Annotated in this window: 10 protein-coding genes; 8 read left to right on the top strand and 2 right to left on the bottom strand. The window is 71.0% G+C overall.

The genetic code is table 11. From position 1 onward, the window contains the following. The first annotated feature begins 91 nt into the window (after positions 1-91). The 5 genes from A6A25_RS18160 to cimA all read left to right on the top strand — a co-directional run bounded on the left by A6A25_RS18160 (position 92) and on the right by cimA (position 6,130). Entirely contained in the window at positions 92-1,129 is a 1,038-nt protein-coding gene (locus A6A25_RS18160) for a 3-isopropylmalate dehydrogenase (protein ID WP_073891631.1), read from the top strand. A gap of 420 nt (positions 1,130-1,549) precedes the next feature. Then, a complete protein-coding gene (locus tag A6A25_RS18155; protein WP_073891781.1) occupies positions 1,550-2,623 on the top strand; it encodes a FecCD family ABC transporter permease in 1,074 nt (357 codons plus the stop codon). Further along, a complete protein-coding gene (locus A6A25_RS18150) occupies positions 2,623-3,372 on the top strand; it encodes an ABC transporter ATP-binding protein (protein ID WP_073891629.1) in 750 nt (249 codons plus the stop codon). Before A6A25_RS18155 ends, A6A25_RS18150 begins: the two co-directional genes overlap by 1 nt. Continuing rightward, positions 3,369-4,346: an ABC transporter substrate-binding protein gene (locus A6A25_RS18145; RefSeq protein ID WP_073891627.1), complete on the top strand. Its 978-nt coding sequence runs from the start codon at positions 3,369-3,371 to the stop codon at positions 4,344-4,346. The genes A6A25_RS18150 and A6A25_RS18145 overlap by 4 nt, the downstream gene beginning before the upstream one ends. Before the next feature lie 188 nt (positions 4,347-4,534). Further along, positions 4,535-6,130: a citramalate synthase gene (gene cimA, locus A6A25_RS18140; RefSeq protein WP_073891625.1), complete on the top strand. Its 1,596-nt coding sequence runs from the start codon at positions 4,535-4,537 to the stop codon at positions 6,128-6,130. Here the strand turns inward: cimA and A6A25_RS18135 are convergent. Further along, positions 6,111-6,743, bottom strand: coding sequence for a S1 family peptidase (locus A6A25_RS18135; RefSeq protein ID WP_073891623.1), 633 nt, complete (start codon positions 6,741-6,743; stop codon positions 6,111-6,113). The genes cimA and A6A25_RS18135 overlap by 20 nt on opposite strands. A 57-nt stretch (positions 6,744-6,800) precedes the next feature. Here A6A25_RS18135 and A6A25_RS18130 point away from each other — a divergent pair, with 57 nt between their 5' ends. Further along, complete coding sequence (locus A6A25_RS18130) at positions 6,801-7,571, top strand: fumarylacetoacetate hydrolase family protein (RefSeq protein ID WP_073891621.1); 771 nt, start codon at positions 6,801-6,803, stop codon at positions 7,569-7,571. A gap of 4 nt (positions 7,572-7,575) precedes the next feature. Here A6A25_RS18130 and A6A25_RS18125 read toward each other — a convergent pair whose 3' ends face one another. Beyond that, positions 7,576-8,823, bottom strand: coding sequence for an FAD-dependent oxidoreductase (locus A6A25_RS18125; protein WP_073891619.1), 1,248 nt, complete (start codon positions 8,821-8,823; stop codon positions 7,576-7,578). Positions 8,824-8,913: 90 nt separating this feature from the next. On the opposite strand from A6A25_RS18125, the gene gltX reads away from it, so the two are divergent. Then, entirely contained in the window at positions 8,914-10,395 is a 1,482-nt protein-coding gene (gene gltX, locus A6A25_RS18120; protein ID WP_073891617.1) for a glutamate--tRNA ligase, read from the top strand. A gap of 104 nt (positions 10,396-10,499) precedes the next feature. Next, positions 10,500-11,237, top strand: coding sequence for an HAD family hydrolase (locus A6A25_RS18115; protein WP_241828772.1), 738 nt, complete (start codon positions 10,500-10,502; stop codon positions 11,235-11,237). The last annotated feature ends 72 nt before the right edge of the window (positions 11,238-11,309 follow it).

Below are 11,309 nucleotides of genomic sequence, written 5' to 3'. Positions count from 1 at the left end.
TTCCGAGTGCGGTTTCACCGCCTCGGACCGGTAGCCTTTCGCAATGGAAACTAGTCCCGCGCAATGGGACTGATACCTGGGAGGTGTGTGGATGCGGCTCGCAGTGATCCCAGGAGACGGGATCGGGCCCGAGGTCGTCGCCGAGGCCCTGAAGGTGCTCGGTGAGGTCGTTCCAGCGGCTGAGATCACCCGCTACGACCTCGGCGCGGCGCGCTGGCACGCCACAGGTGAGTTGCTGCCGGAGTCCGTGCTCGGGGAACTCCGCCAGCACGACGCGATCCTGCTCGGTGCCGTGGGCGACCCGTCGGTGCCGAGCGGAATCCTGGAACGCGGCCTGTTGCTGCGGCTCCGGTTCGAGCTCGACCACCACGTGAACCTGCGCCCGGCCCGGCTCTACCCCGGCGTGCGCAGCCCGATCGCCGATCCGCCCGAGATCGACATGGTGGTGGTGCGCGAGGGCACGGAGGGCCTGTACGCCGGCAACGGCGGGCTCTTGCGGAAGGACACGCCGCACGAGATCGCGACCGAGGTGTCGATCAACACGTCGTTCGGCGTGGAGCGGGTGGTGCGCGACGCGTTCGCCCGTGCCGCGAACCGGCCGCGCAAGCACCTCACGCTCGTGCACAAGACCAACGTGCTCACGCACGCCGGGTCGTTGTGGTCGCGCGTGGTGGAGGAGGTGTCGTTGCAGCACCCGGACGTGACGGTGGCCTACCAGCACGTGGACGCGGCGACGATCCACCTGGTCACCGACCCGGGCCGGTACGACGTGATCGTGACAGACAACCTGTTCGGCGACATCCTGACCGACCTGGCGGCGGCCGTGACCGGCGGCATCGGGCTGGCGGCGTCGGGCAACCTGGACGTGACGCGGCGCAACCCGAGCATGTTCGAGCCGGTGCACGGCAGCGCGCCGGACATCGCGGGCCAGGGCATCGCCGACCCGACGGCGGCGGTCCTCTCCGTCGCCCTGATGCTGGACCACCTCGGCGAGTCCGAGGCGGCCCGGCGGATCGAGGCGTCGGTGGCGTTCGACCTGGCCACCCGCGACCACTCGTCGCCGGGCGCGACCTACGCGGTGGGCGACCGCCTGGCCGCCCTCGTCTCCTCCAACGTCCGCACCGCCTGAACCGCCGCGCGAGTCGAACCTCCAGGTCCCGCGTGTCGAACCTTCAGGACCCCCGAGTTCAACGCTCAGGACCCGGGTGAGCGGACCTGAGCGTTGAACTCGGGGTACGCGAGCGTTCGACACGCGGGACGCGAGCGTTCGACTCGCGGGTAGTAGTGATCAGGGCCACCACGGCGAAGTCGTGGTGGCCCTGAGCGCGTCACGGGTCGTAAGGTCGCGAGAGCCGCCCGTGGGGGAAGTCCGGTCGAAGTCCGGCGCTGACCCGCAACGGTAGGCCGAGCAGCACGCTCGGCGAGCCCGATCACCCGCGGGCGGTGGGAAGAAGCTCCACCTCCTGCCGTGGTCTGCGGGACGGGTGCGCCGGCCCGCCACGTGCGGGTGCGGGTGGCCGGTCTGGGCCACCCGTCCGAAAGGCGACCGGTGACCTCCACCCCCGCCCCGGTGCGCACACCGCCGCCGACACCGCGCCGCCCACCCACCGCGGGCCTGTGTCTGGCCCTCACCGCCGTCCTGGCCGCCTCGGTCGTGGCCGGCGTCGCGCTGGGACCGGTGCGCATCCCGTTCGACGACGTCGTCCGCTTCCTCGCCGCCGCGCTCACCGGCGGCACGATCGACGCCGCCGAAGCGGGCCCCTACCGGATCGTCTGGGACATCCGCCTGCCCCGCGTCCTGCTCGCCGCCGTCGTCGGCGCGGGCCTGTCCGTGGTCGGCGTCGCCATCCAGGCCATGGTCCGCAACGCCCTCGCCGACCCGTACGTGCTGGGCATCTCCTCCGGCGCGAGCGTCGGCGCCACCGCGGTCGTCACCACGGGCCTGTTCGCCTCGCTCGGCATCTACGCGCTCTCCACGGCCGCGTTCCTGGCCGCCCTCGCCGCGATGGCCCTGGTCTACGTCGTCACGGGCGGCGGCCTCACCCCGCTGCGCCTGGTCCTCACCGGCACCGCCCTGGCCTACGGCTTCTCCGCCGTCGCCATGCTGCTGGTCTTCCAGTCGCCACGGGGTGAGGCCGCACGTGCCGCGATGTTCTGGCTGCTCGGCAGCCTCGGCGGGGTCACCTGGACGTCGCTGCCGATCGCCGCCGCCGTCACCGCGGCGGGCGTGGTCTACCTCCGCACCCGCGCGAAGCACCTCAACGCCCTCTCCCTGGGCGACGAGACGGCCACCACCCTCGGCATCGACGTCTCCCGCACCCGCAAGGCGCTGTTCGGCGTCACGGCCGCCATGACCGGCGTGCTGGTCGCGGTCAGCGGCGCGGTCGGGTTCGTCGGCCTCATGCTGCCGCACCTGGTCCGCCTCGTGGTCGGCGCGGACCACCGCAAGGTGCTCGCCGTGGCGCCCCTCGCCGGTGCCTGCTTCCTCATCTGGGTGGACGTCGCCGCACGCCTGCTCGCCGCACCCGAGGAACTGCCCCTGGGCGTCATCACGGCCGCGCTCGGCGTGCCGTGCTTCATCCTGCTGATGCGCCGCCGCGGTTACGTGTTCGGTGGTCGCTGATGGACGTCCGACTCCAAGACCTGACCGTCGCGGGCATCCTGCACGGCATCGACCTGCACGCTCCCGCGAACGAGGTCCACGGCATCGTCGGCCCCAACGGCAGCGGCAAGTCCACCACGCTGCGCTGCGTGTACCGGGCGCTCGCACCGTCCGGGGGAGTGGTCCTCCTCGACGGCCGCGACATCACGCGGTCGAAGATCCGCGACACCGCCGTGGACCTGGCCGCGCTCACCCAGGACAGCCACGTCGAGTTCGACTTCACCGTCACCGAGGTCGTCGCCATGGGACGGCTGCCGCACCGGACCACCCCCGCCCACGACGACGAAGTGGTGGCCGAGGCACTGTCGCGAGTGGACGCCGCCCACCTGGCGCACCGCGGCTTCCTGAGCCTGTCCGGCGGCGAGCGCCAACGCGTCCTCATCGCCCGCGCCCTCGCCCAGCAGCCCAAGGTGCTCGTCCTGGACGAACCCACCAACCACCTCGACATCAGCCACCAGCTGGCGGTCCTCGCGCTGGTCCGGAGCCTGGGCGTGACCGTCCTCGCGGTGCTGCACGACCTCAACCTCGCCGCCGCCCACTGCGACCGCCTGCACGTGCTGGACCACGGCCGCGTGGTGCGCAGCGGCAAGCCCGAGGAAGTGCTCACCCCTGAAGTGCTGCGCGACGTCTTCCACGTCCGCGCCCACGTCGTGCGCCACCCCACCAGCGGAGTCCCCCAGCTGCTCTTCGAACACCAGGAGACCGAGTGAAGAAGCTCGTCGCCCTCGCCGTCCTGCTCACGACGGGCTGTGGCGCGCACATCGCACCGACCGCCGCCGCGGACACGGTCACCGTCACCAATTGCGGCCGGCAGGTCGCGTACGCGAAACCGTCCCGTGTGGTCACCAACGACACCGGCATCGCGGAACTCATGTTCGCGCTCGGTCTGGGCGACCGGATGGCCGGCTACGTGATCGGCGGCGGGCAGGCGAAGGACGTCGACTCCTCACCGTGGAAAGCGGACTTCGAACGCGTGCCGAACCTCGGCGAGCAGATCACCAAGGAACTCGTCCAGGGCGCCGGTGCCGACCTCGTGTTCGCCGGCTGGAACTACGGCTTCTCCGAGCCGACCGGGTTCACCCCGGACGCCCTGGCCGACCTCGGCATCGCCACCTACCAGCTCACCGAGGCGTGCCGCAACGGCGTGGGCAAGCAGCGCGGCATCATGCCGCCGTTGGACGCCCTCTACACCGACCTGCGCAACCTCGGCGACATCTTCGGCGTGCGGGACAAGGCCGAGGAGCTGATCGCGGGCTACCGGGAGCAGGTCGCGGCGGCCGAAGCGCTCGTCAGGCCGTACCGACCGAAGGTGTTCCTCTACGACAGCGGCCTCGACCAGCCGTTCACCTCCGGCCGCAACGCCGCGCCGCACGACATCATCGGCAAGGCGGGCGGCGACAACATCTTCGGCGACCTGGACGACAGCTGGACCACGGTCGGCTGGGAGGCCGTCGTGGACCGCGCGCCGGACGTCGTGCTGATCAACGACTACGCCGACGGCGAGGCGACCACCCCGGACGAGAAGCGGGCGTTCCTGCAGTCCTACCCGCCGCTCGCCGACGTGCCCGCGATCAAGCACAAGAGGTTCTTCGTGCTGCCCTACGCGGCCCTGGTGGAGAGCCCGCGCAACCCGGCCGCGATCGAGGCGTTCGCCAGGTTCTTGGTCGATAGCGTCCACCCATAGTGTGAGACGACCCGTCCGCGGCTTGGTATCCGCGGACGGGTTGTGGCACCATCGCTGACGTGGCTCTCCACACCGTGATCATTATTGACCAGCGCGTCGGGTAGTGCTCCTCGAAGCACCCGACGCGCCGACCTCTCGCATCCTGCGGGGGGTCTTTTTGTTTTCCAAGATCCCCTAGGAGCCCCCTCGTGACCCCCCTCGGCGATTCATTCCACGTCTTCGACACGACCTTGCGGGACGGTGCCCAGCGCGAGGGCATCTCCTACTCGGTCAACGACAAGCTGGCCGTCGCCCGCCTGCTCGACTCGCTGGGCGTCGGCTTCATCGAGGGTGGTTGGCCGGGCGCCATGCCGAAGGACACCGAGTTCTTCGCCAGGGCCGCGGCGGGGGAGCTCACGCTCAAGCACGCGCAGTTGGTCGCGTTCGGCTCGACCCGCAAGGCGGGCGTCAAAGTGGAGCAGGACGCGCAGGTCAGGGCCCTGCTGGACGCGCAGACGCCGGTCGTGACGCTGGTCGCCAAGTCCGACCGCAGGCACATCGAACGGGCACTGCGCACCGACGTGGCGGAGAACTGCGCGATGGTCCGGGACACGGTCGCGTTCCTGGTGGGCGAGGGCCGCCGGGTGTTCCTGGACGCCGAGCACTTCTTCGACGGCTTCGCGTTCGACCCGGACACCGCCCTGCGCGTGCTGGAGTCCGCGGTGGAGGGTGGCGCGGACGTCGTCGTGCTGTGCGACACCAACGGCGGCCAGCTGCCCCTGGGCCTGGCCGAGACCGTCGCCGACGTCATCGCCCGCACGGGCTTCCGCGTCGGCATCCACTGCCAGGACGACACGTCCTGCGCGGTGGCCAACACCATCGCCGCGGTGCAGGCGGGGGCGACCCACGTCCAGTGCACCGCGAACGGCTACGGCGAGCGAGCGGGCAACGCGGACCTGTTCGCCGTCGTCGGGAACCTCGTGACCAAACTCGGCCTGCGGGTGCTACCCGCCGAATCGCTGGCCGAGCTCACCCGGGTCTCCCATGCGCTGGCCGAGATCGCGAACATCGCACCCGACACCCACCAGGCCTACGTCGGGTCGTCGGCCTTCGCCCACAAGGCGGGGCTGCACGCGAGCGCGATCAAGGTGGATCCGGAGCTGTACAACCACATCGACCCGGACACCGTCGGCAACGACATGCGGGTGCTGGTCACCGAGATGGCGGGTCGGGCCAGTCTCGAACTCAAGGGACGTGAGTTCGGGATCGACCTGACCCGCCGGCCCGAAGCGCTCACCAACGTGGTGCGCAAGGTCAAGGAGCTGGAGGCGGGCGGCTGGTCGTTCGAGGCCGCCGACGCCTCCCTGGAACTGCTCCTCAAGGCCGAGCTGTCCGATCTGGACGCGCCACCGTTCGTGCTCGAGTCGTACCGCGTCGTGCTCGACCACCACCAGGACGGCACCATCGTGTCCGAGGCGACGGTGAAGGTGCACGTGGCCGGTGAGCGCGTCATCGCGACCGCCGAGGGCAACGGCCCGGTGCACGCGCTGGACGCCGCGCTGCGCAAGGCGCTCCTGCCCCACCTGTCGTGGTTGGACGCGGTGGAGCTGAACGACTACAAGGTGCGCATCCTCACCGACCACCACGGCACCGACGCCGTCACCCGCGTGCTGGTGGAGTCCACCGACGGCGAGCGCGAGTGGACCACCGTCGGCGTGCACGGCAACATCGTCGAGGCCAGCTGGCTCGCCCTGTGCGACGCGCTGGTGCACAAGGCGCTGCGGGTCACCCCGTCACGAGCGTGAGCCTCTCGGCGGCCAGGATCCGGTTGAGCGGGTAGAAGAAGGACGAGCCGCCGACCGAGCAGTTGCCGCTGCCGCCGAGCGAGTGCCCCTGGGCCTGCGACCCGGTGAAGATGGGCGCCCACTGGTCGCCGGGCTCGGTGCACACGTTCGTCCGCGTGAGGCCGTAGACGATCCCGCCCGGGTAGTTCACGGTCACGTTCTTGGCCTGCACGGTGCCGCACCGCCAGCCGGTGGTGCGGCCCACCGCGCACACCTGTCCGCCGACCGGGGTCTCGAGCGAACCGGTGATGGCGCTGCCGGCGTACCCGGCGATGGTGGGCCGCTGGACCCAGGCGGCGGTGTTCGTTATGCGGACGACGAGGTAGGTCGACCGCACGGCGACGACCGGGCCTATGTCGACCATGTTCGGTCCGCGGACCACCGTGCCGAGCGTGCCGCAGGACGGCGAGATGAGCAGGTGGCCGCGCACGTTGAAGCCGTTGGCGCAACGCGCACCGCTCGACGTGTAGAGGGTCGTGCCGGCTTCCAGCGGGGTGGGCAGGGCCGACGTGGTCGCCGCGGCGGGTGCGGCCGTGGCGACGAGCAGGGTGAGTACGAGCAGCAGGGTTCGCATCCCTTTGACGCTAGGGATGGACGGTGGGGTTTCAAGCCGCCGGTTAGGGTGATTGCCGTGCGCATTGCCCGTATCGCCCAACCCGACGGCCTGGCCTTCGCCGCGATCGAAGGTGACGGCGACGACCTCACCGCGGTCGAGATCGCCGACGACCCCTTCGCCAACCCGACGTTCACCGGTCGCCGCTGGCCGCTGGCCGACGTGCGCCTGCTGGCGCCGTTCCTGCCGCCCAAGATCGTGGCCATCGGCCGCAACTACGCCGAGCACGCCGCCGAGCTCGGCAACGAGGTACCCGCGGAACCGCTGATGTTCCTCAAGCCCAACACCGCGGTGATCGGGCCGAACGCGGACATCAAGCTGCCCGCCGTCTCCGAACGGGTGGACTTCGAGGGTGAACTGGCCGTGGTCGTCGGCGTCGGCGGGCGGGACATCCCCGCCTCCCGCGCCCGCCAGTCGGTCCTCGGCTACACGATCGCCAACGACGTCACCGCGCGCGACCTGCAGAAGGCGGACGGGCAGTGGACGCGGGCCAAGGGCTTCGACACGTTCTGCCCGCTGGGACCGTGGGTGGAGACCGAGTTCGACCCGTCCGACGTGGCCATCCGCACCGAGGTGGACGGCGTGGTCAAGCAGGACTCGCGGACCTCGCTGCTGCTGCACGGCATCCCGGAGCTGATCGAGTACATCTCGTCGGTGATGACCCTGCGACCGCTGGACGTGATCCTCACCGGCACGCCCGCCGGCGTCGGCCCGCTGACCGCCGGGCAGACCGTCTCGGTGACCGTCGAAGGTCTGGGCACGCTGACGAACACCGTCACCAACCGCTGACGCGTCAGCTCCGCTCGATGCGCTCGGGCGCGCGCCGGGCGAACTCCGGCGCGTGCTCGGGCCGCAGCCCGATCGCCACCAGGTACGCGGGCACCCCTTGCAGCCACGGGAACCGCGCCATCAGCCGGACCGGCAGCGGCGGACGCCCCGGCGCGGCGTTCGCCGTGCCGGTGAGCGTCGGCTTGAGGAACGAGTCCTGGATCCGCCGCTGGATCGCCTGGGTCACCGCCGTGGGCAGCCACCGCCTGCGCCGCACCTTCGCCAGCACCTCCGGGCCCAACCGACCGCGGCGCAGCGGTGCGGCGACGAGCGTCGCGGCGGCCACCGCGTCCTGCACCGCCAGGTTGATGCCGACGCCGCCGATGGGTGACATGGCGTGCGCCGCGTCACCGATGCACAGCGCGCCGTCGGCGTGCCAGCGCCGCAGGCGGTCGAGCTTCACGTCCAGCAGCTTCACGTCGTCCAGCGACTCGACGGTCTCCATCCGCTCCGCCAGCCACGGCACCAGCTTCACCACCCGCTGCCGGAACGCGGCGATCCCCTCCGCACGCAGCAGCTCGTCGGTGCCCTTGCGGATGAGGTACGCGCATTGGAAGTAGTCGCCCCGGGGGATCAGCACCATGGCCTGGCCCTGGGTGAACCGCCCGGTGGCGCCGCTGAGCTCGCCGGGGTCGCGCGGCAGCCGGAACCACCACACGTCCATCGGTGCGCCGAACTCGTGCACCGGCAGCCCGAGCTGCTCGCGCACCAGCGAACGCCGCCCGTCGGCCGCGATCACCAGGTCGGCCGCCAGCTCGCCGGTCCCGCCGCCGGGCGTGCGGTAGCGGACGCCGGTCACCTTGCCGCCGCTGCGGAGCAGGCCGGTGAACTCGGTGTTCATCCGCAGGGTGAACGTCGGCTCGCGCTTGCCCGCGTCGGCGAGCAGGTCCAGGAAGTCCCACTGCGGCACGAACGCGATGTGCTTGTGCGGCCCGGGGAGCCGGGTGAGGTCGCCCATCGTCTGCGGGCCGCTGTCCAGCAGCACCTGCACCTTGTCCACGAGCTGGTGCGGCACCTCGGCGAACGACGGCCCCAGGCCCAGCTCGTCCAGCAGCGTCAGCGTCGACGCGTGCACCGTGTCACCGCGGAAGTCGCGCAGGAAGTCCCCGTGCTTCTCCAGGACGGTCACCTCGACACCGGCCCTGGCCAGCAACAATGCCGCCACCATGCCCGCCGGGCCGCCCCCGACGACCACGACGCCAGTCCTGTCCATGAGTCACCCCTCCAGTTTTCAACACCAGTTGAATTACCTCAGGATGCTCCGGCGTGCGGCCCCGGTCAAGCCCGATACGCTGATCGGGTCATGAGCGCATCAGCAGAGGTCCGCGTCCGCTTCTGCCCCTCGCCCACCGGCACCCCGCACGTGGGACTCCTGCGGACCGCCCTGTTCAACTGGGCTTACGCACGCCACACCGGCGGCGCGGTGGTGCTGCGGATCGAGGACACCGACGCGGCTCGCGACTCCGAGGGGTCCTACCTCCAGCTGCTGGAAGCCCTGCGGTGGCTCGGTCTCGACTGGGACGAGGGCCCCGAGGTCGGCGGTCCGCACGCGCCGTACCGGCAGAGCCAACGCCGCGACCTCCACGACGACATCGCCAAGCGCCTGTTCGAGGCGGGCGAGCTGTACGAGTCGTTCTCCACCGCCGACGAGGTCGAGGCCCGCCGCAAGGCCGCCGGCCAGGACCCGAAGCTCGGCTACGACGGCTACGACCGCGACCTGAGCGAGGAGCGGAAGTCCGACCTCCGCGCCGAGGGCCGCGAACCGGTGCTGCGCCTGAAGATGCCCGACGAGGACATCACGTGGGTCGACCTGGTGCGCGGCGAGATCACGTTCAAGGCGGGCAGCGTGCCGGACCCGGTCCTGGTGCGGGCCAACGGCGACCCGCTGTACGCGTTGGTGAACCCGGTGGACGATGCCCTGATGGGCATCACGCACGTCCTGCGCGGCGAGGGCCTGCTCCCGTCGACACCGCGCCAGATCGCGCTGCACCGGGCGTTGACCCGGATCGGCGTCACGTCGTCCACGCCCAGCTTCGGGCACCTGCCGCACGTGCTGGGCGAGGGCGACAAGAAGCTCTCCAAGCGCGACCCGCAGTCGGACCTGTTCCGGTACCGCGACCGCGGGTTCGTGCCCGAGGGCCTGCTGAACTACCTGGCGCTGCTGGGCTGGTCCATCGCCGACGACCGCGACGTGTTCTCGGTCGCCGAGCTGGTCGAGGCGTTCGAGTTGACGAAGGTCAGCCCCAACCCGGCCCGGTTCGACCTGAAGAAGGCCGAGGCGGTCAACGCCACGCACCTGCGCGCGCTGCCGGTCGAGGAGTTCCTCAGCCGCGTGCTGCACTACCTGGTCAGGGACGGCGTGCTGCCGCCCGACCCGAGCCCGGAGCAGGTGGCGGTGCTCGCGGGCGTCGCGCCGCTGGTGCAGGAACGGCTGGTGGTGCTGTCCGAGGCGTCCGGGATGGTGCGGTTCCTGTTCGTGGCGGAAGAGGACTTCGCGCCCGAGGAAGACTCCGCGGCCAAGGCGCTCGGCGAGGACGCCCGGCCCGTGCTGGAGGCGAGCGTGCGCGCCCTGGAATCGGTTCCGGAGTGGACGGCCGCCGCGATCGAGAAGGCGCTGAAAGCGTCTCTTGTGGACGGATTGAGCCTCAAACCGCGCCTGGCGTACGCGCCGGTGCGGGTCGCCGTGACGGGCCGTACCGTCTCGCCGCCACTCTACGAATCCATGGAACTACTGGGTCGGAGTCGCTCGATCGGGCGATTGCGCCGCGCGCTCGGGGCAATCTGACTGGTTCGTTCGGGCGGTTCAGCGGTGCTTGACCGTGCAAGAACCCCTAGATATCACCTCTCTGGTCGAGTCGGACGAGGGGTGACCGCACCTAGCCTCACGGGGTGACAACCGCAGCCCCGACTTTCACCCCTCGGAGAACCGGCGAGATCCGGGCCGTGTGCCTCGACGTCGACGACACCCTTGTCGACTACAGCACGTCGTCCCGGGCCGCCCTGGCCGCGATGGTCGGCAACGCCGACGCCTGGCCGCTGTGGCAGCGCATCACCGATGAGCACTGCGAACGCCTCCTCGCGGGCGAGCTCGAATACGAGACCATGCGGAACATCCGGACCCGGGCGTTCTTCGCGGCCCTCGGCGAGGAGTTGGACCAGGAGGAGGCGACCCGCCGGGAACTGCACCGGCAGGAAGTCCTCGCCTCCGGCTGGCGGCTGTTCCCCGACGTGGTGCCGTGCCTGGAGTGGCTGCGGGCCACCGGTCTGCCCATGGCGGCCGTGAGCAACGCCTCAGGGCGCCACCAGCGGGTGAAGATCGCCTCGCTCGGGTTGGCCCAGTACTTCGACACGGTCCTCATCGCCGGCGAGGTCGGCGCGGCGAAACCGGACCGGGTGATCTTCGACACCGCGTGCGCCGACCTGGGGGTCGAGCTGGGTGACACGGTGCACATCGGCGACCGGCTGCACGCGGACGCGATCGGCGCGCGCGACGCCGGGATGAAGGGCGTGTGGCTGAACCGCCAGGGTCCGCGCGAGGGCGCGCTGCCCAGCGGCATCTCCGCCATCAGCAGCCTCGCTGAGCTGCCGGAACTCCTGGTCTGCGAGCTCTCGGCCGCCTCGGCGTGACCCCGATTTCCGTTCCGCCGGGCCCGTGGTCTAGTATTCCTCCCGGCGGAACGGACAGCCCCCTGAGCAAGA

This window comes from Saccharothrix sp. CB00851 (assembly GCF_001905065.1).
Classification (GTDB): Bacteria; Actinomycetota; Actinomycetes; order Mycobacteriales; family Pseudonocardiaceae; genus Actinosynnema.
Note: the sequence above shows the minus strand (reverse complement) of the source record. Positions and strands in the feature narration are given on the sequence as shown.

What these genes read in the sequence shown, in the direction of transcription:
- A6A25_RS18160 (WP_073891631.1), top strand. Translation starts at nt 92, where the DNA reads ATGCGGCTCGCAGTGATCCCAGGAGACGGGATCGGGCCCGAGGTCGTC.
- A6A25_RS18150 (WP_073891629.1), top strand. Translation starts at nt 2,623, where the DNA reads ATGGACGTCCGACTCCAAGACCTGACCGTCGCGGGCATCCTGCACGGC.
- A6A25_RS18135 (WP_073891623.1), bottom strand. Translation starts at nt 6,743, where the DNA reads ATGCGAACCCTGCTGCTCGTACTCACCCTGCTCGTCGCCACGGCCGCA.
- A6A25_RS18125 (WP_073891619.1), bottom strand. Translation starts at nt 8,823, where the DNA reads ATGGACAGGACTGGCGTCGTGGTCGTCGGGGGCGGCCCGGCGGGCATG.
- gltX (WP_073891617.1), top strand. Translation starts at nt 8,914, where the DNA reads ATGAGCGCATCAGCAGAGGTCCGCGTCCGCTTCTGCCCCTCGCCCACC.